24 protein-coding genes are annotated in these 24,844 nt (G+C 70.1%); 20 read left to right on the top strand and 4 right to left on the bottom strand.

Features of this window, described 5'->3' with window-relative positions:
• Together KF910_RS12225 and KF910_RS12230 are read left to right on the top strand one after the other, a co-directional pair.
• Positions 1-330, top strand: a complete 330-nt coding sequence (locus KF910_RS12225) for an MmcQ/YjbR family DNA-binding protein (RefSeq protein WP_292263272.1) — start codon at positions 1-3, stop codon at positions 328-330.
• Between the two features lie 67 nt (positions 331-397).
• The gene (locus tag KF910_RS12230; protein WP_292263275.1) at positions 398-2,173 is read left to right on the top strand and encodes a M1 family metallopeptidase; all 1,776 of its coding nucleotides are present in this window, start codon (positions 398-400) and stop codon (positions 2,171-2,173) included.
• 10 nt (positions 2,174-2,183) lie between these two features.
• Here the strand turns inward: KF910_RS12230 and KF910_RS12235 are convergent, their stop codons facing one another.
• Positions 2,184-2,729 carry a hypothetical protein gene (locus tag KF910_RS12235; RefSeq protein ID WP_292263277.1) on the bottom strand — a complete coding sequence of 182 codons (546 nt, stop codon included), beginning with the start codon at positions 2,727-2,729 and terminating at the stop codon, positions 2,184-2,186.
• An 83-nt stretch (positions 2,730-2,812) separates the two neighbouring features.
• Here KF910_RS12235 and KF910_RS12240 point away from each other — a divergent pair, with 83 nt between their 5' ends.
• The 3 genes from KF910_RS12240 to KF910_RS12250 are packed head-to-tail and all read left to right on the top strand — an operon-like array spanning position 2,813 to position 5,156.
• A complete protein-coding gene (locus KF910_RS12240) occupies positions 2,813-3,226 on the top strand; it encodes a very short patch repair endonuclease (protein WP_292263314.1) in 414 nt (137 codons plus the stop codon).
• Between the two features lie 11 nt (positions 3,227-3,237).
• Positions 3,238-4,401, top strand: coding sequence for a DNA cytosine methyltransferase (locus KF910_RS12245; protein WP_292263279.1), 1,164 nt, complete (start codon positions 3,238-3,240; stop codon positions 4,399-4,401).
• Entirely contained in the window at positions 4,398-5,156 is a 759-nt protein-coding gene (locus KF910_RS12250; RefSeq protein ID WP_292263281.1) for a GIY-YIG nuclease family protein, read from the top strand. Before KF910_RS12245 ends, KF910_RS12250 begins: the two co-directional genes overlap by 4 nt.
• 27 nt (positions 5,157-5,183) lie before the next feature.
• Here the strand turns inward: KF910_RS12250 and uvrB are convergent, their stop codons facing one another.
• The gene (uvrB, locus tag KF910_RS12255) at positions 5,184-7,499 is read right to left on the bottom strand and encodes an excinuclease ABC subunit UvrB (RefSeq protein ID WP_292263283.1); all 2,316 of its coding nucleotides are present in this window, start codon (positions 7,497-7,499) and stop codon (positions 5,184-5,186) included.
• 276 nt (positions 7,500-7,775) lie between these two features.
• On the opposite strand from uvrB, the gene KF910_RS12260 reads away from it, so the two are divergent.
• From KF910_RS12260 to KF910_RS12310, 11 genes are all read left to right on the top strand, one after another.
• Positions 7,776-8,042 (top strand): PadR family transcriptional regulator, encoded by a 267-nt coding sequence (locus KF910_RS12260; RefSeq protein ID WP_292263316.1) that lies wholly within the window; start codon positions 7,776-7,778, stop codon positions 8,040-8,042.
• Positions 8,043-8,068: 26 nt separating this feature from the next.
• Positions 8,069-9,166 (top strand): HAAS signaling domain-containing protein, encoded by a 1,098-nt coding sequence (locus KF910_RS12265; RefSeq protein ID WP_292263285.1) that lies wholly within the window; start codon positions 8,069-8,071, stop codon positions 9,164-9,166.
• A gap of 52 nt (positions 9,167-9,218) precedes the next feature.
• Positions 9,219-9,734 carry a methylated-DNA--[protein]-cysteine S-methyltransferase gene (locus KF910_RS12270; RefSeq protein ID WP_292263287.1) on the top strand — a complete coding sequence of 172 codons (516 nt, stop codon included), beginning with the start codon at positions 9,219-9,221 and terminating at the stop codon, positions 9,732-9,734.
• Between the two features lie 70 nt (positions 9,735-9,804).
• Positions 9,805-11,091 (top strand): dicarboxylate/amino acid:cation symporter, encoded by a 1,287-nt coding sequence (locus KF910_RS12275; RefSeq protein WP_292263289.1) that lies wholly within the window; start codon positions 9,805-9,807, stop codon positions 11,089-11,091.
• 199 nt (positions 11,092-11,290) lie between these two features.
• A complete protein-coding gene (locus KF910_RS12280) occupies positions 11,291-12,415 on the top strand; it encodes a bifunctional transcriptional activator/DNA repair enzyme AdaA (RefSeq protein ID WP_292263291.1) in 1,125 nt (374 codons plus the stop codon).
• A complete protein-coding gene (locus tag KF910_RS12285) occupies positions 12,405-12,914 on the top strand; it encodes a methylated-DNA--[protein]-cysteine S-methyltransferase (protein ID WP_292263293.1) in 510 nt (169 codons plus the stop codon). Before KF910_RS12280 ends, KF910_RS12285 begins: the two co-directional genes overlap by 11 nt.
• 89 nt (positions 12,915-13,003) lie before the next feature.
• Positions 13,004-14,086 (top strand): quinolinate synthase NadA, encoded by a 1,083-nt coding sequence (gene nadA / locus KF910_RS12290; protein WP_292263295.1) that lies wholly within the window; start codon positions 13,004-13,006, stop codon positions 14,084-14,086.
• Between the two features lie 79 nt (positions 14,087-14,165).
• Positions 14,166-15,038 (top strand): metalloprotease, encoded by an 873-nt coding sequence (locus KF910_RS12295; RefSeq protein ID WP_292263297.1) that lies wholly within the window; start codon positions 14,166-14,168, stop codon positions 15,036-15,038.
• 5 nt (positions 15,039-15,043) lie between these two features.
• Positions 15,044-16,546, top strand: coding sequence for an L-aspartate oxidase (locus KF910_RS12300; RefSeq protein WP_292263318.1), 1,503 nt, complete (start codon positions 15,044-15,046; stop codon positions 16,544-16,546).
• The gene (nadC, locus tag KF910_RS12305) at positions 16,546-17,388 is read left to right on the top strand and encodes a carboxylating nicotinate-nucleotide diphosphorylase (RefSeq protein ID WP_416354710.1); all 843 of its coding nucleotides are present in this window, start codon (positions 16,546-16,548) and stop codon (positions 17,386-17,388) included. The genes KF910_RS12300 and nadC overlap by 1 nt, the downstream gene beginning before the upstream one ends.
• Before the next feature lie 78 nt (positions 17,389-17,466).
• The gene (locus KF910_RS12310) at positions 17,467-17,682 is read left to right on the top strand and encodes a hypothetical protein (RefSeq protein WP_292263300.1); all 216 of its coding nucleotides are present in this window, start codon (positions 17,467-17,469) and stop codon (positions 17,680-17,682) included.
• A 29-nt stretch (positions 17,683-17,711) separates the two neighbouring features.
• Here the strand turns inward: KF910_RS12310 and KF910_RS12315 are convergent, their stop codons facing one another.
• A complete protein-coding gene (locus KF910_RS12315; RefSeq protein ID WP_292263302.1) occupies positions 17,712-18,836 on the bottom strand; it encodes a cell wall hydrolase in 1,125 nt (374 codons plus the stop codon).
• Positions 18,837-19,269: 433 nt separating this feature from the next.
• On the opposite strand from KF910_RS12315, the gene KF910_RS12320 reads away from it, so the two are divergent.
• From KF910_RS12320 to KF910_RS12330, 3 genes are all read left to right on the top strand, one after another.
• Positions 19,270-19,455: a hypothetical protein gene (locus tag KF910_RS12320; RefSeq protein WP_292263304.1), complete on the top strand. Its 186-nt coding sequence runs from the start codon at positions 19,270-19,272 to the stop codon at positions 19,453-19,455.
• Between the two features lie 57 nt (positions 19,456-19,512).
• Entirely contained in the window at positions 19,513-20,001 is a 489-nt protein-coding gene (locus KF910_RS12325; RefSeq protein WP_292263307.1) for a hypothetical protein, read from the top strand.
• Between the two features lie 112 nt (positions 20,002-20,113).
• On the top strand, positions 20,114-20,473 hold the full coding sequence (locus KF910_RS12330) for a DUF6481 family protein (protein ID WP_292263309.1): 360 nt from the start codon (positions 20,114-20,116) through the stop codon (positions 20,471-20,473).
• A gap of 24 nt (positions 20,474-20,497) precedes the next feature.
• Here the strand turns inward: KF910_RS12330 and KF910_RS12335 are convergent, their stop codons facing one another.
• Positions 20,498-24,166 carry a PAS domain S-box protein gene (locus tag KF910_RS12335; RefSeq protein ID WP_292263311.1) on the bottom strand — a complete coding sequence of 1,223 codons (3,669 nt, stop codon included), beginning with the start codon at positions 24,164-24,166 and terminating at the stop codon, positions 20,498-20,500.
• 153 nt (positions 24,167-24,319) lie between these two features.
• Between KF910_RS12335 and KF910_RS12340 the strand changes: the two genes are divergently transcribed.
• Positions 24,320-24,799 (top strand): Dps family protein, encoded by a 480-nt coding sequence (locus KF910_RS12340; RefSeq protein ID WP_292263312.1) that lies wholly within the window; start codon positions 24,320-24,322, stop codon positions 24,797-24,799.
• The last annotated feature ends 45 nt before the right edge of the window (positions 24,800-24,844 follow it).

Raw genomic sequence — 24,844 nt, forward strand, 5'->3', positions numbered from 1 at the left:
ATGACCCGCGACCAGATGTTCGCCTGCGCCCTGGCCCTGCCCGGCGCCGAGGATTCCACCCTGCACGGCGGGCGCTGCGTGCGGGTGCGCGGTCAGTGGATCGTCAATGAAGGGCGCGAGCCCGACGCCCTGGCCCTGGCGCTGGACTTGGAGACCCTGGCCTTCCTGATGGAGACCGAGCCCCAGACCTATTTCCAGACGCCTCACTATCAGGGCTGGCCCGCCGTCCTGGTGCGATACGAGGCCGCCGACGACGCCCGCCTGGCCGAACAGATCGAAAAGGCCTGGGCCCGCCGGGCGACCAAGGCCCAGCGACGCGCGCGGCCTTGAATGATCGGCCTTTTGTCCGTCCTCCGCGCCCGATAGTCTGGCCCCTCGTTCTGAGGGGAGCCGCGCCATGACATCCGTTCGCCGCCTGCTGGTCTCGGCCGCCCTGGCGGGGCTGGCCGCCGTCGCCGCTGCGCCGGCCCTGGCCCAGGCGCCCGCCGCCGCCTCGACCGCCTTCACCCTGGACACCGGCCGGCCGCGCGCGCCGGAACAGCTGGCGGTCCGGTTCGACAAGGCGGACCTCAGTTTCCGCGTCCATCCGGACACCAAGACCATCGACGGCGTCGCCGTTCTGGACTTCACCGCCATCGCAAGCCTGCGGGCCGTGGTGGTCGAGCTGGACACCGTATTCGCCGTTTCCGCGGTCTCGGTGGACGGCCGCGCCCTGGCCCCGGGCCAGTGGTCCAATCCCGAGGGGCGGATGACCATCCGCCTGCCGCGCGCCCTGGCCGCCGGCCGATCCGTCCGCGTCCGCATCGCCTATTCCGGATCGCCCCGCCAGGCCGTCCGCGCGCCCTGGGACGGCGGCTTCGTCTGGGCCACCACCCCGGACGGCAAGCCCTGGATCGCCACCGCCGTCCAGGGCGAGGGCTGCGACCTGTTCTGGCCCTGCATCGACCACCCCCAGGGCGAGCCGGGGCGCGCCGACCTGCACATCACCATCCCGTCCGACCTGTCGGCCCCCTCCAACGGCCGCTTCCTGGGCAAGGTGGACCATGGCGACGGCTGGACCACCTGGAACTGGACCACCCGCGACCCCGACACCTACGCCATCACCCTGGCGGTCGGCCCCTATGTCGAACTGACCGACAGCTACGCCAGCCGCTTCGGCGACACCTTCCCCCTGCATTTCTGGCGCCTGGCCTCCGACGACCCGATGCAGGCGCGCGACCTGTTCGCCCAGTTCGCCCCCATGCTGGACTTCTACGAGGCCACCGTCGGCCCCTTCCCCTTCCGCGACGAGAAGATGGGGGTGGTCGAGACCCCGCACCTGGGCATGGAGCACCAGACCATCAACGCCTACGGCAACGGCTACGCCCTGGACGGCAAGGGCTACGACTGGCTGCTCCAGCACGAGCTGGCCCACGAGTGGTTCGGCAACCAGCTGACCAACGCCGACTGGGACGACATGTGGCTGCACGAGGGGTTCGGCACCTATATGCAGCCCCTCTACGCCCGCTGGCTGCACGGCGACCGGGCGATGGAGGCCGAGCTGGCGGCCATGCGGCTGAAGCTGATCAACCGCTTCCCCGTCGTCTCGGGCCACACCCAGACCTCGGGCCAGGTCTATACCGAGGCCACCGGCCCGGCGCTGGACCTCTATTACAAGAGCGCCCTGATCGCCCACACCCTGCGCCTGCTGATCGGCGACCAGGCCTTCTGGAGCGCGGTCCGCACCAGCGTCTATGGCCGCCCCGATCCGCGGCCCGGAAACTTCACCCCCCGCTACGGCACGACGGCCGAGTTCATCGCCAACGCCCGGGCCGCCTCGGGCCGCGACCTGGGCTGGTTCTTCGACGCCTATCTCTACCACGCCGCCCTGCCCGAACTGCGCCTGACCCGCGACGGCGACCGGGCGACGGTGGAATGGATCGTCCCCTCGGGCCGACCCTTCCCCATGCCGGTCGAGGTGGAGGTGGACGGCCGGGTCCAGACCCTCGACATGGCTGGCGGCCGCGCGACCTTCGACGCCCCGGCCGGCGCCCACATCCTGCTGGACCCGAACGACCGCGTCCTGCGCCGCCTGCCCCATGTGGAACAGTTCCAGGCCTGGCAGAAGGCCCAGGCCGACCGCCGCGCCGCCGCCCGCACGGCCACGGCTGCGGCCGCCGCCTCGGGCGGCTGATCCCGAGCCGTCAGGGAAACCGCTCGGCCGCCCCCTGGGGCAGGCCCGCCTGCCGCCGCCAGTCGTCGCGCCACAGGACCAGGGTCGCCTGATCCAGCCGCCCCTGCCGCCGCAACCGGCCCTCGTCGGTCCAGAAGGCCTCGAACCACGGCTTGTCGCGCGCCGCCTCGCGGTCGGCCGCCGCCACCTCGGGGCCCAGCCGCTGGGCCCGCATCCGATACAGCCACCCCAGGCGCCAGGCCGTCGCCCCTTCCAGAGGCCCGCCCGCCAACGCCGCCATCAGGTCCAGCGCCAGCTCCCGCGCCGCCTCCAGTTCCCCCTCCCAGGCCGCCAGCCTGCCCTGCGCATACCGGTCCCAGCCCTCGACCGGCTCGGCGGCGGGATCGTCCGGCCGGTCCCGCGCCCACCCCTCGGCCGCCCGCCGCCGCCACAGATTGGCCAGCCCCACATCATACCGCCGCGCGACCGAGGCCCCCGTCTCCCCCGCCTCCCAACACCGCCGCACCTCGGCCCAGGTCTCTTCGGATCGGATCTTGTGGTCGCGCCAGGCTGTCATGGCGGACAGGATAGGGGACGTAGGCGTCAGGGGCGGACGTGATCTTCATTGCATTGATGAATCGAAGGGCTCACAGCCTTCGCATGGACTCACTCTCGCCCGTCCAACGCAGTGCGCGCATGTCGCGTGTCCGGGGCAAGAATACCGGCCCGGAATTAGCCGTTCGTAGCCTCGTTCACAGTCTTGGTTATCGTTTCCGCCTTCATCGTCGCGATTTGCCAGGCACGCCGGATCTCGTGTTTCCGAGCCGCCGAAAGGTCATTCTCGTCCATGGCTGTTTTTGGCATCGACATCCGGATCCGGACTGCAAATTGGCGAGAATGCCCAAATCGCGACAGGAATTCTGGAGGCCCAAGCTCGAAGGTAATCGCGCGCGCGACTTGCGTGACGAAGCGGCTTTGCGGGCTGCGGGATGGGAAGTGATGACGGTTTGGGAATGCCAGTTGCGCGACAGGGCTTCACTCGCGAACGAAATCGGAACATTCTTGCGCGCCTGAACGAGGGTATCATGAAGTCCATAGAACTGTTCGCTGGTGCCGGCGGCCTTGGCATGGGCCTGCATAGGGCGGGGTTCCATCCGGTCCAGGTGGTCGAACGCGACCCCTATTGCTGTGACACCATTCGCGAGAACAAGGCGCGCGCCGGTTCGTTGGTCGCGGATTGGACGCTGGAACAGGGCGACGTGCGTGCCGTGGATTTCTCCATCCACGCGGGGAAGCTCGATCTCGTTTCGGGCGGGCCGCCCTGCCAACCCTTTTCAATGGGCGGCAAGCATAGAGCCTATGACGACGCGCGGGACATGTTTCCCGAGGCCATCCGCGCCGTGCGTGAGGCGCGGCCGCGCGCCTTTGTTTTCGAGAATGTCAAAGGCCTGACCCGCGCCAGCTTCCAGAACTATTTTGAATACATCCAACTACAGATGCGTCATCCCGATGTGACCGCCAAGACCGGTGAGGATTGGACGGATCATTATGGCCGTTTGGAGCAACATCATACCTCCGGCTCTCGCCAAGGACTGAATTATCGCCTGGTCACCCGTCTCCTGAACGCTGCCAATCATGGCGTGCCGCAGAAGCGGGAACGTGTCTTGTTTGTCGGTTTCCGAGACGATCTGGATTTGGAATGGTCCTTTCCCGTCGAGACACATTCGGCCGAGAGCCTGCTGTGGGACCAATACCGCGACGGAAGTTACTGGGAACGGCATGAGGTTGCGACCAAGGCGCGTCCGGTGAATGAGGTTCTTCGCAAGCGCGCCGAGCGGATGGAGGCCAGGCCGATTGCGGCCGCTTGGAGAACTGTTCGCGACGCGATCACCGGCCTCCCGGATCCTGAACATCCCTCGAATGATGTCCAGGTGTTCGCGAACCATCGGTTGCAGCCTGGTGCGCGCTGCTATCCGGGGCATACGGGTAGCCCGTTGGATGAGCCAGCCAAGACCTTGAAGGCGGGCGTTCATGGCGTGCCGGGCGGTGAGAATATGCTGCTAAAGCCTAGCGGAGCGGTGCGTTATTTCACTGTGCGCGAGAGCGCTCGCTTGCAGACCTTTCCGGATGACTATGTATTTCACGGCTCCTGGAGCGAGACGATGAGGCAATTGGGGAACGCGGTGCCGGTGCGCTTGGCGGAAATGGTGGGCAAGGATGTGGCGCGGCGACTGAGGTTCGCTGCGTGACTGGTATCGCGGGCTATACCGAGTTCGAGTTCGATCTGCCCGATGCGCTCTTGAATCATCTGATCAAAGTGCTGGATGCGCTGGAACCTGCGGCATTGCATACGAATGCCGTCTCGGAGGTGCCTGAAGCACAAGGCGTCTATCAACTTTTCCTAGATGATCAGCTTGTTTACATTGGCAAGACGGACGCGGAAGCTGGCCTTAGAAAGCGTCTGGACCGTCATGCGTTGAAGATACAGCACCGTGTGGGACTGGATCCTGCGCGAGTTAGTTTCCGTGCGGTCCGAATCTTCGTCTTCACCGCGATCGATCTCGAAACCCAACTTATCCAACACTATGCGAAAGACGGAACGGCCTGGAATAACCGAGGTTTTGGAGCCAATGATCCGGGACGCCGGCGAGACCGCACACGTATTCGCACCGTGAACTTTGATGCGCGGTATCCCGTCGATATCGAGCGGCCACTAGATGTCGATTTTTCTAATGCCTCAACAGTGGGTGAGGTGGTCATCCGTCTGAAGCAGGCTTTGCCTTACACTTTCCGATATGAAACCCAAGGCAGGAGGCCGGCGACCGATCTGATGACAACGCCCATCTCCTTGTCTCCTGCTCCGATGTCGGCCCGCCAGGTTCTGGAAGCGGCTACCGTCCTTTTACCTAAGGGCTGGCAGGCCACGAGCTTCTTGCACCAATTGATCCTCTACCCAGAAACGGTGGACGATTATCCAGATGCGACGGTGATCGCGAGGTCGTAATTTCAAATGGAAGGGCTTGGCTGCCCTCTACCGCCCCTTCCTGAACCGCTCCGCCCTCTCCGCATTCGCCTCCGCCCGCCACCGTTTCGGCGCGCTCTTGTCCACCTCTTCCCCCGCCCCCGTCAGGGCCTCGTTGGCGAACTCCAGGTCCATCAGCTTCATGCGCTTGATCTCGTCGCGCAGGCGGGCGGCTTCCTCGAACTCCAGGTTGGCGGCGGCGTCGCGCATGCGGCCTTCCATGTCCCGTAGAGCGGCCTGGAAGTTGGAGCCGGTGAAGGGTTTGGCGGCCTCGGCGACGCCGGGGCGGGTCAGCTGGTCCAGGGCGCGGCTCTCATAGGGGCTGGCCAGGATCTCCTTGATGTCGCGCTTGACCGATTCCGGCGTGATGCCGTGTTCGAGGTTGTAGGCCTGCTGCTTCTCGCGCCGGCGCTCGGTCTCGGCCATGGCGCGCTCCATGCTGCCGGTGACGCGGTCGGCGTAGAGGATGACGCGGCCGTCCACGTTGCGGGCGGCGCGGCCGATGGTCTGGATCAGGCTGGTTTCCGAGCGCAGGAAACCCTCCTTGTCGGCGTCCAGAATGGCGACCAGGCCGCATTCGGGGATGTCCAGCCCCTCGCGCAGCAGGTTGATGCCGATCAGCACGTCGAACGACCCCAGCCGCAGGTCGCGCAGGATCTCGATCCGTTCCAGGGTGTCGACGTCGGAGTGCATGTAGCGGACGCGCACCCCCTGTTCGTGCATGTATTCGGTCAGGTCCTCGGCCATCTTCTTGGTCAGGACGGTGACCAGGGAACGATAGCCGGCGCGGGCCACGGCCTTCACCTCGTCGATCACGTCGTCGACCTGGGTGCGGGTGGGGGTCGAGACGGGGCGCACCTCGACCGGCGGGTCGATCAGGCCGGTGGGGCGGATCACCTGTTCCACGAAGACGCCGCCCGACTGGTCCAGCTCCCAGGCGCCGGGGGTGGCGCTGACGTGGACGGTCTGGGGGCGCATGGCCTCCCATTCGTCGAACTTCAGCGGGCGGTTGTCGATGCAGGACGGCAGGCGGAAGCCGTATTCGGCCAGGGTCGACTTTCGGCGGTAGTCGCCCCGGTACATGGCGCCGATCTGGCCGATGGTGACGTGGCTTTCGTCCACGAACAGCAGGGCGTTGTCGGGGATGTATTCGAAGAAGGTGGGCGGCGGCTCGCCGGGCGCGCGGCCGGTCAGCCAGCGGGAATAGTTCTCGATGCCGGCGCAGGAGCCGGTGGCCTGCATCATCTCCAGGTCGAAGCGGGTGCGTTGCTCCAGGCGTTGAGCCTCCAAGAGCTTGCCGTTCTCGACCATCCAGTCGAGCGTCTCCTTCAGCTCGGCCTTGATGCCGCCGATGGCCTGGTTCAGCGTCGGGCGCGGGGTGACATAGTGGCTGGCGGCGTAGACGGTGACCTCGGTCAGGTCGTTGGTCGTCTTGCCGGTCAGGGGGTCGAACTCCTGGATCGCCTCGACCTCGTCGCCGAACAGGCTGACGCGCCAGGCCCGGTCCTCCAGGTGGACGGGGAAGATCTCGATCGTGTCGCCGCGCTTGCGGAACATGCCGCGCTCGAAGGCGGCGTCGTTGCGCTTGTACTGCAGGGCGATCAGGTCGGCCCTCAGCTTGGCCTCGTCGATCTGGTCCCCGACCTTCAGGTCGAAGGTCATGGCGGTATAGGTCTCGACCGAGCCGATGCCGTAGATGCAGCTGACCGAGGCCACCACGATGACGTCGTCCCGCTCCAGGATCGCCCGCGTGGCCGAGTGGCGCATGCGGTCGATCTGCTCGTTTATTGAACTGTCCTTTTCGATGTAAGTGTCTGTTCTTGGGACATAAGCTTCGGGTTGGTAATAATCGTAGTACGAGACGAAATACTCGACCGCGTTGTCGGGGAAGAAGGCCTTGAACTCGGAGTAGAGCTGGGCCGCCAGGGTCTTGTTGTGGGCCAGGATCAGGGCCGGGCGCTGGGTCGCCTCGATCACCTTGGCCATGGTGAAGGTCTTGCCCGAGCCGGTGACGCCCAAGAGCACCTGATCGCGGTCGCCGGCCTGGGCCTGGGCGACCAGTTCGGCGATGGCGGCGGGCTGGTCGCCGGCGGGGGTGTAGTCGCTGACCAGGCGGAAGGGGATGTGGCGCCGCTTGTCGGGGCGCGAGGGGCGGTGCGGGGTCCAGTCGGCGGGGGCGCCCGGCGCCTCTTCCGGCGTCAGGCGGGGGCCGGCCACGGGGGCGAACATGGGCATGCGGCCGGCATCATGGACGAAGGCCGTCGCGGCCTGGGCGACGCCCGAGGCAGGTTGGGGCTTGCCGGATTTCGAAGGAGAACGGGCCATGAACGGAATGTAGGCGGCAAGGTGACCCGACGCCATAGGTCGCGCCTCGACTGAAACTGTCGTTGTGGGTGGCGACTTCTCCTGCGCGGGCGCTGAGGAAGGCCCAGGGGTGCGGCGCCTGGCTGGGGACTGATCCGATTGAGCATTGACTCCCTCACACAGTATGCGGCATACACTGTGTGTCACACACTATGTGACGGCAGGTGAGGGCCCGAGGTGGGCGAGACCGATCTCTATGAAACGCTGCGGCTGGAGCTGAGGCGGGGGTCGCTGGTGATGGCGGTCCTGGCCCGGCTGCGGACCGAGCAATACGGCTATTCGCTGCGGGTCGCCCTGGCCCAGGACGGGCTGGAGATGGAGGAGAGCACCCTCTATCCGCTGCTGCGCCGGCTTGAGGGGCAGGGGCTGCTGGTCAGCGAATGGCGCGAGGAGGAGAAGCGCAGGAAGCGTTTCTATCGCCTGTCGGCCGAGGGGGAGGCCGTCCTGGGCCGCCTTCACGCCGAGTGGCGTCGGATTTCGGATTCGCTGGAGCGGATCCTGTGAGCACTCAACATGGAGGGGACAGGGCGATGACCCTGATCGAACGCTACCTGGCCGCCGTGGCGGCCCACCTGCCGCGCGACCGGCGCGAGGACATCGTGGCCGAGCTGGACGACGCCCTGGCGGAACGGGTCGAGGCGCGCGAGGCGGAGCTGGGACGGGCGATGACCGAGGCCGAGACGGAAGCCCTGCTGCGCGAATTCGGTCATCCGCTGACCGTGGCGGCGCGCTATCGCGGGGGCCCGGACCACCTGATCGGGCCGGAGCTGTTCCCCTACTGGTGGTTCGCGGTGAAGGCGGCCCTGGCCCTGCTGGCCGTGTTCGTGACGGTCGGGGCGATCGGCGCCGCAGTGGTCCAGGGCGGCGATATGGGCGATGTGATCAGCGAGATCATCAGCGGCCTGGTGAACGGCGGGCTGACGGTGGTCGGGATCGCCGCCCTGATCGGTTTCGCCCTGGAGCGTCAGCCGAACCGGCCGCGCTTCATGACGGATTGGCGGGTCAGGGATCTGGAGCTGTTCCGGCGTTGGTCCCTGAACGGGGATGACCTGGGCGGCGGGCGGTTCGGCGAGCGGGTGGCGGCCATGGCCGCGGCGCCGACGCGGCGGCTGGGCGGCCGCACCAGTCCCGTGGCCCGGGCCCTGTGGTGTGTGGCGGGCTGGACGGTGTTCCTGCTGTGGTGGGTGGGGGTCTTCACGCCCGGCGGGCTGAGCCCGCAGGAGATGCTGGCGGCGGCCGGATCGGCCTTCTCCGGGGTGGACTACAGCGAGGCCCTGAGCGGCCTGGCCGACCCGCTGTACTGGCCGGTCATCGTCTATGGTCTGGCGCGGATCGGGCTGGAGTTGGCGCGTATGGCGGCGCCGGGGGCGGTGCGGCCCCTGGCGGTCGGCGACCTGAGCCTGGCGGGGGCGAGCGCGGGCATTCTCTACTGGGTGTGGACCCAGTCGTCCCTGGCGCCCGTGGCGCGCATCGACGGGCTGGGCGATGTGATCGAGCGGATCAGCGCCCTGGTCCACGGCCGGTTCGACCTGGGGCATCTGCTGGTCCTGATCCTGATCATCAATGCGCTGGAGATCGCCGGCCGGGCCATCGGCGCCCTGCGGCGGCTGGCGACCGGCCGGGCCTGACCACGGCCGAAAACCGCGAGACGCGACGGGCGGGGCGCGGCAGGATGGGGTCATGACGCCGAGTCTCATCCTGACCGAGCGGTCCAGCCCGATCGGGCCGCTGGGCCTGGCCTTCGACACGGAGGGACGGCTGAGGGGCGTCTCGTTCGGGCCCGGACTGGATCGGGCCATGGCGCGGACCTATCCCGGCGCGGCCCGGCAGGCGGGGGCGGCGCCCGAGGCGACGGCCCAGGCCCTGGACGCCTATTTCGACGGGGAGATCGCGGCCCTGTCGCGGATCGCCTGGTCTCTGGACGGGGCGGCGGGCGCCGAGGGGTTCAACGGCCGCGTCTGGCGGGAACTGGCCCGGGTGCCGGGCGGAACCACCCTGAGCTATGGCGAGATGGCCCGGCGCGCGGGAGAGGCGGGCGCGGCCCAGGCGGCGGGGGTGGCGCTGAACCGCAATCCGCTTGCCCTGGTCCTGCCCTGCCATCGGGTGATCGGGGCGGACGGCGGCCTGGTCGGGTTCGGCGGCGGGCTGGAGCGCAAGACCTGGCTGCTGCGCCACGAGGGAGCGCTGCTGATCTGACCGCCGGCCGCGAGCGCCGGGGTGAGATTTTGCATTGGCGCGGCGAACGGCGTCCGCATAGCTTGCCCGGATGAGCGCCCTTCCGTCACGCCCCCGTTTCCTGCCGCCGCTGAGCATCGCGGTGCTGATCGCCCTGACCGTCGGCCTGGCGGCCGGGGCGGCGGCCCAGACCTGGGGCCTGCCGGGCGGGGAGGCGACGGCCGGCGGCATCGCGGCCCTGGGCGCCCTGTGGCTGAACGCCCTGAAGATGACCATCGTGCCCCTGGTCTTCTCCCTGCTGGTGACCGGGATCGGGTCGATCGCGGATGCGGCGCGCACCGGGCGGCTGGCGGCGCGGGCGATCCTGTGGTTCGGTATATTGATCGTGGCGGCGACGATCTACGCCGTGCTGGCCAACTACGGCCTGCTGGCCGTCTGGCCGATAGATCCGGAAGGGGGCGCGCGGCTGATCGCCGGGGCGCCGGCGACGCCGGACAATCTGGCGCCCGGCGCGCCGTTCAGCGAATTCGTCAAGACCATCGCCCCGGCCAATCCGATCCGGGCGGCGGCGGACGACGCCATCCTGGGCCTGGTGGTCTTCGCCGTCTTCTTCGGCTTCGCCGCCAGCCGCCTGCCGGAGGGCCAGCGCCGGCCGCTGGTGACCGTGTTCGAGGCGGTGGCCGAGACCATGATCATCATCGTGCGCTGGGTGCTGCTGGCGGCGCCGCTGGGGGTGTTCGCCCTGGGCCTGGGGGTCGGGCTGTCGGCCGGAGTCGGAGCCGCCGGGACCCTGCTGCATTACGTCGCCATTCTGGTTCTGGCCCAGGTGGGGCTGATCCTGCTGACCTATCCGGTGGCGGTGATGTTCGGGCGGGTCGGCCTGGTCCATTTCGCGCGGGCCGCGGCGCCGGCACAGGTGGTGGCCTTCTCGACCCAGTCGTCCCTGGCCAGCCTGCCGGTGATGGTCGAGCGGGCGGTGGACGTGCTGGGGGTCGCGCGGCCGACGGCGGGCTTGGTGCTTCCCCTTGCCGTGGCCCTGTTCCGCATCACCAGCCCGGTCGCCAACCTGGGGGTTGTGATCTTCTGCGCCCATCTGTTCGGGGTGGAGGTGTCCATGGCCCACATCCTGGCCGGGATGCTGACGGCCATACTGGTCAGCATCGGCAGCGTCGGCCTGCCGGGGCAGATCTCCTTCTTCGTCTCCATCGCGCCGATCTGCGTGGCCATGGGGGTGCCGGTTGAGGTCCTGCCGCTGCTGCTGGCGGTTGAGGTGATCCCCGACATCTTCCGCACCGTGGGCAATGTCACCGCCGATCTGGCCGTGGCCCGCATCGTCCAGGGCGGCGACGCCGAACCGGACCTGGGCGGGGAAATCTGAGGCGTCTCCTCCCTGTCGCGCAGCGATGGGGAGGTGGATCGGCGGCGCAGCCGACGAGACGGAGGGGCTCTGTCTTCGCACCCCTGAAGAACCCCTCCACCGCCTTCGGCGGTCCCCCTCCCCATAGGATGGGGACTGGACCCACGGTGATGTCCGAAAACCGCGAGACGAGGCGGGCGACAGGGCCTATCTGTCGCCCATGGACGAGACCGGACTGGATCAGGACGCCTGCTATCGCGCCGTCGTGACGCGGGACGCCCGCTTCGACGGGCGGTTCTTCGGCTGCGTGAAGACGACCGGGATCTATTGCCGTCCGGTATGCCCAGCCCGGACCCCGCGGCGCGAGAACATGCGCTTCGTGGCCACGGCGGCGGCGGCCGAGGAGGCGGGGTTCCGCGCCTGCCTGCGCTGCCGCCCCGAGACCGCTCCGGACTTTTCCAGTTGGCGAGGCTGGCAGGAGCCGCGCGGGGGCGCCTGGCGCGGAACCTCCAACACCGTCAGCCGGGCCCTGGCCCTGATCGAGGCGGGGGCGCTGGACGCCGGATCGGCGGATGACCTGGCCGCGCGCCTGGGGGTGGGCGAACGGCATCTGCGCCGCCTGTTCCGCCAGCATCTGGGCGCTGCCCCGGTCAGCGTGGCCCAGACCCGGCGCGTGCTTCTGGCCAAGGCCCTGATCCAGGAGACGGACCTGCCGATGGCCCAGGTCGCCCTGGCGGCCGGGTTCGGCAGCGTGCGGCGTTTCAACGAGACCTTCCAGGCGCTGTATCGCCGGCCGCCAGGCGAGCTGCGTCGCCGGGCCGAGCGGGCGGCGGGGCCGGACGTGCGGCTGAGCCTGCCGTATCGCCCGCCCTATGACTGGGACGGTTTGCTGCAGACGCTGGCGGCGCGCGGCGATGCGGTGGCGGACGGCCGCTGGTCCCGGGCGCTGGACCCGGTGGTGGATGGCGCCGAAGGGTCGGTGACGGTCGCGCGCGGCGCGCCGGGCCGACTGAGCGTCACGGTCCAGGCCAGCGACCTGCGCGCCCTGCCCGGCGTTCTGGCGCGGGTGCGGCGGGTGTTCGACCTGTCGGCGGACCCGGACGCCATCGCGCGCGACCTGTCGGCTGATCCGGTTCTGGCGCCCCTGGTCGCGACGCGGCCGGGGCTGAGGCTGGCGGGCGACTGGATCGACGAGGGCGAGGATGCGCCCAGCGACCGGGCTCCGGATGGCTGGAGCGTGCAGATGCAGGCGCGGGTGGAACGATGGCGGCCCTGGCGGGCCTATGCGGCGGCGCATCTGGCGGCCGCCGGGATCGAGATCGAGGAGACGAAGGATGCAGCCTGAAACTCTGACGCTGGAGCGCCTGCCGTCGCCGGTGGGGCAGGTGCTGCTGGTGACCGATGCGGAGGGCGCCGTGCGGGCCCTGGATTTCGCCGATTTCGAGGATCGGATGCGGCGCCTGCTGGCGCGCCATGCGCCGGGCGCCGTGCTGGTCGAGGGAAGGGCGGACGCCAGGGCGCGGGCGGCGGTGGCGGCCTATTTCGCCGGGGACGCGCGGGCCTTCGCCGGCGTGCCGGTCAAGACGGCGGGCACGGCGTTTCAGGAGGCGGTGTGGGCGGCCCTGCGCGCCATCCCGCCGGGCCAGACCCGCAGCTATGGCCAGCTGGCGGCGGCGGTGGGGCGCCCCCGTGCGGTGCGGGCGGCGGGGATGGCCAATGGCCAGAACCCGGTCGCGGTCCTGACCCCCTGTCACCGGGTGATCGGGGCGAACGGGACCCTGACCGGCTACGCCGGCGGCCTGGAGCGCAAACGCTGGCTGCTCACGCAAGAAGGCGCGATCTGAAGCGATCGGCCTTGCGCGCCCCGCCCAAGGGCCTACATTGTTCCTGCTTATGCTGAATATGAGCATAAGAGTGGAGCGGAGGTCCGGTCATGGCGGACGGAGAGTTCGGTTTCGGCGCTGATGTGGCCAAGGCCACGGATCATATCTGGCCGCGCGTGCGCGAGCATGTGACGCCGCTGGAATGGACCGCCAAGGCGCCGCTGATCGCCGAGATCAACCGGCTGAAGGCCGAACGCAACGCGGTCATCCTGGCCCACAACTATATGACGCCCGACATCTTCCACGGGGTCGGCGACTATGTCGGCGACAGCCTGGGCCTGGCCAAGGAGGCGGCGCGGTCGGACGCCAAGGTGATCGTCCAGGCGGGCGTCCACTTCATGGCCGAGACGTCCAAGATCCTGAGCCCGGAAAAGACCGTGCTGATCCCCGATCCCCTGGCGGGATGCAGCCTGGCGTCCTCGATCACCGGGGCGGATGTGCGGCTGATCAAGGCGCGCTATCCGGGCCTGCCGGTGGTCACCTATGTCAACACCACCGCCGATGTGAAGGCCGAGACGGACATCTGCTGCACGTCCGCCAACGCCGTCCAGGTGGTGGAATGGGCGGCGGCGCAATGGGGCGTGGATCGGGTCATCCTGATCCCCGACGAATATCTGGCGCGCAATGTGGCGGCCCAGACGGACATCGGCATCATCGCCTGGGCCGGTCACTGCGAGGTGCACAAGCGGTTCACGGCCCAGGACATCGCCGACATGCGCGACGCCTGGCCGGACGCGGAAGTCCTGGCCCACCCCGAATGCCCGGAAGAGATACTGGAGGCGGCCGACTTCGCCGGATCCACGGCGGCCATGGCCGACTATGTGAAGGCCAACCGGCCCGCGCGGGTGGTTCTGATCACCGAATGTTCGATGGCCTCCAACATCAAGGGCGACCTGCCCGAGGTCCAGTTCGTGGGCCCGTGCAACCTGTGCCCGCACATGAAGCGCATCACCCTGGAGAACATCCGCGACGCCCTGCTGCATCTTCAGTTCGAGGTGACGGTCGACGAGGCGGTGGCCGAGCGCGCGCGCCGGGCGGTTCAGCGGATGGTCGACCTGCCGCCCCCGGCGATCCCGGCGCGCTACGACCTGGTGCGGGCGCGGGGCCATCATCCGGCGGTGGAGTTGATCTGATGGCCCGCGTCGCGCGCCCCCTGCGGCCTATGGCCCTGACGGCCTTGTCTGGCGAGGCGGAACAGCCCAGGTCGAAGCCATGACCGAGACCGAACGCCCCACGCCCCGCCCCGGACCCTGGGACCCGCGTCCCGAAGAGGCCGCGTCCAGGCCCGCCCCCGCGCCGTCTCCGGCCGCGCCTGCGCTGAGCCGGGGCCAGAGCCCCGCGGTGGCGGTGGTTTCCACCCTGCTTCTGGGCGGATTCCTGTGGTGGGCCACGGGAACCTGGGTGGCGGCTGTCGCCGGGGTGTTCGGCCTGTTCGTCCACGAATACGGCCACGTCCTGGCCATGAACCGGCTGGGCATGGGGCCGGCCCATATCCACATCATCCCCTTCCTAGGCGGACTGGCCCAGGGGCAGCGGGCGCCGAAGAGCGAATGGCACGGGGTGCTGGTCTCCTTGGCTTGGCCGGCGTTCGGGCTTCTGGCCATGATCCCCTTCGTCGGGGCCTGGCTGTTGACGGGCGGCGGGGTCTTCCTGTTCGGCGCCTTCTTCATCGCCATGATCAATCTGCTGAACCTGGTGCCAGCGCCGCCGCTGGACGGGTCCAAGGCCCTGGGGCCGGTGCTGGCGCGGGTGCATCCCATGCTGGAGAAGGCGGCCCTGATCGCGGTCGGCGTGCTGGTCGTGGTCTGGGGGGTGACGAGCGGGCGGTGGATCCTGGCGGCCTTCCTGGCCGTGTCGATCATCGGTCATCTGAAACGCGGCGCCTGGCGGCCTGACGAGGGGCCGCTGACGGGCGGGGAGGCGGCCCGGAGCCTGGGCCTCTACCTGCTGACCGGCGCGGTCTGCGCGGCGGCGGCGATCGGCGCCCTGGTTCCCCTGGCGGACGGAACCCTGATCGGGGCGTGGGACCTGGGCGCGCGCTTCATCGGGCTGGATTTCCGCGGCGTCGGAGGCCCCGGGGCGTGAGCCGGATGCGCCGTGAGGGGCCGCTGGTCATCGGCGGCGGCCTGGCCGGACTGTCGGCCGCCCTGGCGGCGGCGGGCGAGGGCGCGCGCGTGCTGGTGGCGACGCCCCAGCCTCTTTTGAACGCCTGCGCTTCGGCCTGGGCCCAGGGCGGGATCGCGGCGGCCCTGGACGCGGGCGACAGCGCGGCCGACCACGCCCGCGACACGACGGCGGCCGGCGCCGGTCTGGTCGAGGCCGATCGGGCCCTGGACCTGACCCGGGCGGGGCGCGAGACGGTGGACTGGCTGGCCGGCCTGGGCGCGCCCTTCGACCGCGACGCGGACGGCGGCTATGCCCTGAGCCGAGAAGCGGCCCACGGCCGGGCGCGGGTGGCGCGGGTCGGCGGCGACGGGGCGGGCCGCGCCATCCTGTCGGCCGTGGTCGCCGCGGCGCGCGCGGAACCCAGGATCGAGGTCTGGGAGGACGCCCGGCTTCGCGGTCTTCTGCAGGACGCCCAGGGGCGGGTGACCGGGGCCGTGCTGGAGCGCGGCGACGGACGCCAGGTCGAGGTCGCGGCCCCGACCGTCATCCTGGCCACCGGCGGGATCGGCGGCCTCTACGCCGTCACCACCAATCCCCCGGCCCTGAAAGGCGAGGGCCTGGCCATCGCGGCCTGGGCCGGGGCCGAGATCCTGGACCCAGAGTTCGTCCAGTTCCACCCGACAGCCCTGGACCTGGGGCTGGACCCCGCGCCCCTGGCGACCGAGGCCCTTAGGGGCGAGGGGGCGCGGCTGGTCGATGGTCGGGGCGACTTTCTGTTGGGTCGCGAAGCCGAGGCCGACCTGGCGCCGCGCGACGTGGTTGCGCGGGCGGTGCATCAGGCGCGGATGCAGGGGCGGGGCGCCTTCCTGGACGCGACCGGCGCGGTCGGAGCCGCCTTCCCCGAACATTTCCCCGCCGTCTTCGCCGCCTGCATGGGGGCCGGGATCGACCCGCGCCTCAGCCCCATGCCGGTGGCCGAGGCGGCCCATTATCACATGGGCGGGATCGCCGCCGACGCCGACGGGCGCACGGGCCTGGACGGCCTCTATGCAGTCGGAGAGTGCGCCGCGACCGGGGTGCACGGCGCCAACCGGCTGGCCTCCAACAGCCTGCTGGAGGCGGCGGCCTTCGGCCGTCGCGCGGGCCGGGCGGCGGCGGGCCAGGGCGCGCGCGCCGGAGACGGTTCGGCCCGCCGCCTAGCGTCCGACCTGCCGGGTCCCGAGACCGCGCAACTGCGGGCGGCGATGACGGCCCACGCCGGGCCGGTGCGCGACGAGACGGGGCTGAGAGCCCTGATCGCCAGCCTCGACGCCCTGGAGGCGCGCCATCCGGATGCGGCGGCCCTGACCGCCGCGCGCCTGGTCGCCCAGGCCGCCCTGGCCCGTCGCGAAAGCCGGGGCGGACACTGGCGCGCCGACTGGCCCCTGCCGCTGGCCGAGGCGCGGCACAGCCGTGTAAGACTGACGTCGGGAAGGGCGGCGGCATGATGGATTTCCTGATCGAACCGGTGGTGCGGGCGGCTCTGGCCGAGGATCTGGGCCGCGCGGGCGACCTGACGGCCCAGGCCTGTGTCCCGGCCGAGGCGCGGATGGCCGGGGTGTTCGCGGCGCGCCGGGCCGGTGTGGCGGCGGGCGTCGATGCGGTGCGGATCGCGGTGCGGATGCTGGACCTCGAAGCAGAGATCGAGGCCGTGGTTCGCGACGGCCAGCCGTTCGAGGCCGGCGCCGCCCTGGTGCGGGTCGAGGCGAACGCCCGCGCCCTGCTGGCGGGCGAGCGGACGGCGCTGAACCTGCTGGGCCGGATGTGCGGCATCGCCACCCTGACCCGGGCCTATGTCGAGGCCGTGTCGGGAAGCCGCGCCCGTATCGCCGACACGCGCAAGACCACGCCGGGGCTGAGGGCGCTGGAGAAACACGCCGTGGCCTGCGGCGGAGGGATGAACCACCGCTTCGGCCTGGATGACGCCATCCTGATCAAGGACAACCACGTCGCCCTGTGCGGCGGAGTGGGCGAGGCGGTGCGCCGCGCCCGCGCCCATGCCGGCCATCTGGTCCGTATCGAGGTGGAGGTCGACGGCCTGAACCAGCTGGACGAAGCCCTGGCCGAGCGGCCGGACGTGGTCATGCTGGACAACTTCACCCTGCCGGCCCTGCGCGAGGCGGTGGAGCGGGCCAAGGTCAGCCCCTTCGGCCGGCCGGTGCTGGAAGCCTCGGGCGGGGTGACGCTGGAGACGGTCGCCGAGATCGCGCGCACGGGCGTGGATGTGATCTCGGTCGGCGCCCTGACCCATTCGGCGCCCGCGCTGGATGTCGGCCTGGACGCGCGCTGAACGGGCGGATCGGCGAAGAAAGCGGGGAACGGAGCGCGGGGGCGGGGGTTGTCAGATCATCCCCGAAAGGAGCGATCCATGACCCACGCACCGAAAATTCCCAAGGAACAGCGCAGCTTCGCCGCGCGCGGCGATCGCGACCTGAAGGACGCCATGACCATCGACCGGCGCGACCTGGCCACCGGCGCCCAGTCGCCCCAGCCTGGCGATGCGGACGTCAACCTGGACACCCAGGGCCGGTTCGGGAACCTGCGCCAGAACCTGACCACCCACTGGAAGGTTCAGGACCGCTGAAGGCGGTGTCGCCGCCTCAGACCCCCGCCTCAGGCCGGACTGGCGGTCACGGCGGCGACCGAAGCGGTCTCGGCCGGCGCGGGCGCGGGGCGCGGGGCCGGGGCGACCGCAGCGACGGGGCGGGGCGCGGGCTTGGCCGCCGGCGTTTCAGGCGCGGGCAGTTCGCGGCCCTCCTGGGCCAGCAGGGCCGTATAGGCGATGGCCTGGCCCGCCTGACGCGCGACGTCCGCGGTCTCCAGACCGGCCTGGATCAGCTGGGGCTCGTCCGAGGCGGTCGAGGGGCGCGGCGTATAGGTGAAGGCGGAACTGCCGCCCGCGCGCCCGCCGAAGCGATAGAAGAGGTGCCGGCCGACCTGGGTCACCTGGATCAGGGAGGCGCGCCAGCCCGGCGCCACGCCCGTGGTGTGGAAATGGGTGGCCGAACCGACGGGCGCATAGACATAGCCGGACAGGGCGCGGGTCGCGACTTCACGCGCCCGGTTCCAGGCGGCGCGGTTGACGCCGCCGCGCATCGAGCCGTCGCAGGTGAAGCTGAACTGGCAGCCGGAACGCCGTCCGGCGCCCTGGAAGACCACGCCGCAGACGCTGTTGGGGAAGGCGCCGTGGCGGGCGCGGTTCAGCACCACCTGGGTCACCGCCCGCATACCGTCCAAACCCTCGCCGCGGGCTTCGTAATAGGCGGCCTGGGTCAGGCAATCCAGGTCGCGGGAATCGTCCAGGGCGCTGGCCAGATGGAAGGGCTGGACCGAGGGGCCGGCGGTCAGGCTGACGCGGCGCAGGCCCGAGGGGGCAGGGCGCAGCTGTTCCAGACGCGCGGTCAGCAGGGCCGCCTGGCGGTCACGCTGGGCCCCGCCGGCGACCGTATAGGGATCATGGCGGCGCGCGATGGCCAGGGCGCCCTCGTCCAGACCGCCGGCGGCGGCCGACAGGGCCTCTTCGGTGAAGCCGGCGGCGGTGGCCGCCTGGATCCGCTTGGCCTGATCCCGCACCGTATTGGCCCGCGCCGTCGCCCCGCCCAGATAGGCGCAGCCGATGGCCAGCCCGACCAGTCCGCCGAACATCGCCGCCGTCGCCAGGGGGCGCATCCGGACCACACGGTCCGAGGGCGCAGAGGCGGAGGCGGGCATGGCGGTCAGGCCAAGGGCGTGGGTCAAAGGCGTCGTCCTGTTCGGCAGGGCTGGAAACGTCGCCCCTGGGTCGTCTCGCCTGCATGAAGTCGCGCTTCGACTTCAGCTGCGGGGTCGGCGCCGGGCGAACAGCCGGGGCCGGGAAGGCGCGCCTATAGCCATCCGTTTATGGCGTCAATGTGGTTGATTCGCAAGATTCATGGGCGGATGAGCATCGATGAGAAATTATCATGCACCACCAAGGCGATATGCGGCCAACCTGTTTCAAGGCGGCAGACAGCGCCCCGATTACTTCGATCCTGATCTGAAAACGACCTGGGCGCCTCGTCGCCGGTCAGGCGAACACTGAAATCCAGATGGGATGGTCCCTCCCGATGTTCAAGGCGCGCCGCCCAGGCCAGGGGGAACTCCGGCTTTGCCGTTTCGTTATGCGCGGACATCCACACGAGGAGGCTGTTCCATGAAAACCCAGATTGTCGCCGCGACCGCCATCGCCGGCGCCCTGATCCTGTCCGCCTGCGGCGCCACCACCGAACAGAAGGCGGCGACGGGCGCCGTGGCCGGGGCCGTGGTGGCCGGGCCGGTTGGCGCGGCCGTGGGCGGCGCGGCGGGGGCGGCGGCGGGCCAGGCCGACCGGCCGCGCTGAGGCGTCAGGTCCTGAAAGAAGACCGCGCGGGCCCGCACAGGCATTGCTGTGCGGGTCATGCTGTCCAAACTCGTCATCCTGTCCGCCGTGGTGCTCGCCCTGGCGCCGTCGGCCGGCCCGTCGCGGACCATCGCCCTGGGTCCCCTGGACGCCGCCTATGACCCGGCCGAAATGACCGTCGAGCTATTCGAGGGCGGGGTGGTGCTGGATTCCGTCCGCCCCTGGAACCGGACCGCCGCCTATGTCGAGGTTTCCGACGCCGCCCCCTGTTCGACCGACGCCATGCAGGAGGCCCTGGGCGACCGGGGCGAGACCCGGCACGAGATCGGCACGCGGCAGCTGGACTCGGGCCTGACCCTGCACTGGGCCACCTCCTGGACCGGCTGTAGAGCGCGGACGGGACGGCCGATCGCCGCCTGCATCCGCCATGACGGGGTGACCACAAGGGTGCGCGGTCTGGACCTGGGATGCCGCACGCCGATCGCCCAGGACGCCCTGATCCTGGACCTGTTGTCCGGGGCCCGGCCGCGCGAAAGCGTCGGTTGAGCCACGTCGCCCCTTGATTTTCGGTCCCGGTTGAGGTTCAGCCTCCCGGTTCCCATATCTCCGCATCCGGCGGCCCAGCCCGGCCGCGCGACGAAGGACCGTCTCCGCCCGCATGAAAGACCTGAAGAACACCGGCTTCACCGATCGCCTCGCCGCCCAGCAGGACGCCAAGAAGGCGCTCCTGGCGCGTTTCAAGCCCAAGGCCGCCGCGCCGGATCCCGAGTTCGACAAGCTGGCCGAGAAGCGCGCCGCCGAAAAGGAGGCCCTGCGCCAGGAACACGAGATGGCCAAGGCCGAGCGTCGCCGCGAGAAGGCCGAGAAGGAGGCCGCGCGCCTGGACGCCGAGCGCGAGGCGCAGGAGGCGATCGACGCCGAAAAGCGCGCCGCCCGCAAGGAGCGCAAGCAGCTGACCAAGGAAGAACAGAAGGCTCGCCGCGACGCCCGCTACGCCGCCCGCAAGGCGCGCCGGTAATCACCGCCGCCCGCTCGGCCCCGCTCAGTAGGGGGTCGCGCCGTCGTGAAGCAGCCGCCGCAGCTGGTCGGCGGAATAGGGCTTGGCCAGGAAGGGCCAGGGCGCGTCCTTCAGGGTCTCGTCGACATCGTCCCCGGCGTAGCCCGAGGTCAGGACGATCCGCATGGCGGGGTATCGCTCCGAGGCGCGCCGCGCCAGTTCGACCCCGCTCATGCCGCCAGGCATGACAATGTCGGTCAGCATCATGTCGAAGGCTCCCTGCTCCAGCAGGTCCAGCGCCTGGGGCGCCGTTTCGGCCGCGGTGACCTCCAGCCCCATGGACTTGAGCATATCGACGGCCACGGCGCCGACCGCCGGGTCGTCCTCCACCAGCAGGATGCGCCGACCCGCCACGATCCTCGCGGAGGTCGCCTCGGCGCGCGGCGCGGCCGCCCGCCCCGGCCGGACGTTTTTCAGCCGGGGCAGGAACAGGCGGATCTCGGTCCCCTCGCCGGGGGTGGAGGTGATCTGGACCCCGCCGCCCGACTGGCGCGCGAAGCCATAGACCTGGCTCAGGCCCAGGCCGGTGCCCTTCCCGACCGACTTGGTGGTGAAGAAGGGGTCGAAGACCCGGTCGATGATCTCGGGCGGGATGCCGTCGCCATTGTCGGTCACGGTGACGCAGACATAGTCGCCGGCCGGAATGTCGGTCGCCTCCTGTTCGCCGATCTCGCAGTTCAGGCTCTGGACAGTGATCCGGCCGCCGTCGGCCAGGGCGTCGCGGGCGTTGACGATGAGGTTCAGCAGGGCCGCCTCGAACTGGGCCGGATCGACATTGACCCGGGCCCCGCCCCGCCGAAGCTTCAGGCGGAACTCCACCGCTTCGCCGACCGCCCGGCGCAACAGGGGCTCGCCCTCGCGGATCAGGCCGTTCAGGTCGATGATCTCGGGCCGCAGGGCCTGGCGGCGCGAAAAGGCCAGCAACTGATGGGTCAGCCGTTCGCCGCGCCGCGCGGCGGCCAGGGCGGCCTCGCCCAGCTTCTTGCGCCGCGCCGCGTCGTCGGGCGAACGCAGGATCATGTCCAGGGCGCCGATCACCACCGTCAGCAGGTTGTTGAAGTCGTGCGCCACCCCGCCGGTCAGCCGCCCGACCGCCTCCAGCCGCTGGGCGTGCATCAGATCGGCCTCGGCCTTCGCCTTTTCGGCCAGGGCTTCGCCGACCCGCTCTTCCAGCAGTTCGTTGATCCGCTTCAGATCGTCCTCGGCCCGCTTGGCGTCGGTGACGTCGATGGTGGCGCCGACATAGCCCCGGAACAGGCCCGCGGCGTCATAGCGGGGCACCCCCTCGGTGCGCAGCCAGCGCTCGCCCTGGGTCGGATGATTGACCCGGACCACCGCCTCGAACCGGTCGCGCACCTTGTGCGCCTTGCTGAAGGCGCGCTCGAACCGCGACAGGTCGCGCGGGTGGATCAGCCGTCGCCAGGCGGCGCTCAGCCTCTGGTCCGACCGGACGCCGAAGAAGCTCTTGTAGCGGCGGTTGCCGAAGACGATGCGAAACAGCTCGTCGCTCATCCAGATGATGGCCGGGGCGCTGTCGGCGACGGTGCGGAACCGGGCCTCGGATTCGGCGATGCGATGCTCGGCCTCGCGCATCTCGGTCACGTCGAAGGCCACGCCGACGAAACCCAGCACCTGGTCGCCGGGTCCCAGGCGGGGGCGTGAGAACGACTTCAGCCAGCGGTATTCGCCGTCGTGCCGAAGATAGCGGGCCTCCATCGAAAAGGGCTCGCGTGTCGCCTCTCCGGCCAGGGATTCGCTCAGCACCCGATCCTGATCGTCGGGATGGATGACGGCGCGCCAGTCCGCCAGCCGCGCCTCCTCATAGGTCCCGCCGTTGTAGGCGACATAGGCCTGGTTCACGAACTCGCGCACCCGGTCCGGGCCGGTGACCCAGATCAGCACCGGAGCGGTGTCGGCCACGGCGCGGAACCTCTGTTCGCTCTCGCGCACGGCCAGTTCGGCGCGGGCCCGTTCGACCTCGGCCCAGGTGCGGGCGGCGACCTCTTCCACCAGCCGGATTTCGGCGGCGGTCCATTGGCGCGGCGCGGCGGCGTGGACATAGAGGAAGGCGCGCAGCCGGCCGCCGCGGATCAGGGGCGCGCGGATGATGGCGCGGGTCTCGATGGCCTTGAACGCCTGGGCCACCGGAACCGTGCGGGGGTCGGCCCCGATGTCGGCGATGGCCACGGTGCGGCCCTTGGCCAGGTCCTCCAACAACTGGGCGCCGAAGGCGTGCAGGCTGAATCGGCCCTGGGCGCTGGCCACGCCGGAGGTCCAGTCGCGGCTGTTGGCGACAATGCCCTGATCCTGATCCACCTCGCCGTAGCCGACCCGCTGGACGCCCAGTTCGGCGCCCAGCTGCTCCTCGACCGTGACCATGACCTCTTCCGGATCGGACAGGTCGCGGATGCGGTCGTTCAGAGACAGCAGGAAGGCCTGGCGCCGTCCCTGGACCGCCAGGGCGTCCAGGGCGTCACGCGTATCGGTGACGTCGAAGGACATGCCGACATAGCCCAGGAACCGGCCGTCGGTGTCCTGGCGCGGCTTGACCGCCACCCGCATCCAGCGCCAGGCGCCGTCGGCGCGGCGGAAACGGGCCTCGAAATCATAGGGCTGGTGCTGGGGCCGAGCGCGCGCCTGAACCGCGTTCACGGCATCAAGGTCGTCGGGATGAAGCGACTGCTTCCATCCGTGGCCCAGAATCCGGGTCGCCGGGACGCCGTAGAACTCGGCCAGGGCGGTATTGGCGAACTCCACATCCCCCTTGACGCCCGTGAGCCAGACGGGCGACGGCGCCCTGTCGGCCATCAGGCGGAAGCGGCTTTCGCTCTCGCGCAGGGCGGCCTCTGCGGCCCGCGCCTGGGTGACGTCCGTATTGACCCCGATCAGGCCCAGGAAGGCCCCGTCCGGCGCGAAACGTGGCTGGGCCTCGGTGCGCAGCACGCGCCAGTCGCCCGAGGCGTGGCGATAGCGCGCCTCGGTGACCAGGGCCGCGGCGGCCTGGGTGGCGGCGATGCTCTGGGCCACCACGCGGTCGCGGTCGTCCGGGTGAAGGGTGGTGGAGAAATCGAACTCGCCCTGGTCGCCCACGCCCCAGAATTCGCGCTGGGCCTTGTTCAGGTGAATGCAGGCGCCGGCGGTGTCGCTCATCCACAACAGGGCGGGAGAGAACTCGCTGAAGGCCGTCAGCCGATCCTCGGTCTCCTCGGCGCGGGCGTCGGAGGCGGACCGCGCCCTGAGCGCCTCGTCCAGCCGCCTCAGGGCCTTGCCCAGGGCGGCGGACACCAGGGTCACGAAGGCGCCGATCAGCAGGAAGTTCACCGTGGCGACCACGCCCAGCCGATCCCAGAGGCCGACCCCCTGGACATGCGATCCCAGCAGCAGCTGCGCCCCGACCAGGCAGGCCGCCATGGCCGCGAAACCCGCGATCCGGCCGCCGGCCAGGGCCGCCAGGATCACCCCCGGCAGCAGGATCATGAAACCGCTGATGGAGCCATAGAAGCCAGACGCGGCCCAGCGCACAAGGATGGCCGCGACGCCCCATGCCAGCCCCGTCGCCAGGCTGTGCAGCGGGGACGTGAGGGGGCGACGAGCCAGGCGGGCCAGCCCGGCCTCGAAATCAACAGCTCGCCTCAGCGAGGCCAAGGCCCCCATCACTCCCCCGAGTTCGGCGTCACGCGACCCTAGGCAACGCATGATGGCGCAATGCGTTCCAGGGGCTGGAAAGGGGCAGGCGGACCTTGGTGAAGGGGCCGCGCCCTCCCATCTAATCAAATTGAAGCGTGCAAACAGGAGAGACGCATTCCCATGGACCCCACGATCAAGACCGGCATCAGCAAGGGCCACCGCAAGGAGGTTGCGGAACAACTGACCCGCGTCCTGTCCGACAGCTTCGCGGTCTATCTTAAGACCCACGGCTATCACTGGAACGTGCGCGGGCCCGAGTTCTTCGCCCTGCACAACCTGCTGGAACAGCAGTACCGCGAACAGTGGGAGGCCCTGGACGAGATCGCCGAGCGCATCCGCAGCCTGGGTGAGGCGGCGCCCCAGGGTTATGGCGCCTTCGCCAACCTGACCTCCATCAAGGACGGCGATCCGGACAAGGACGCCCCGGCCATGCTGGACGAGCTGATGCGCGACCATGAGACCCTGCTGTCCACCGCGCGTCAGGCTCTGAAGACGGCCGAGGACGACGGCGACGACGTCACCGCCGACCTGATGACCCAGCGGCTGGCGGCCCACGAGAAGGCGGCCTGGATGTTGCGCGCCACCCTGGGCGGCCGCTAGAGCCTGATCGTTTTAGACGGAACCGCGTCGCGGTTCCGGCTGAAG

The sequence above is a fragment of the Brevundimonas sp. genome (assembly GCF_019636155.1).
GTDB lineage: Bacteria > Pseudomonadota > Alphaproteobacteria > Caulobacterales > Caulobacteraceae > Brevundimonas.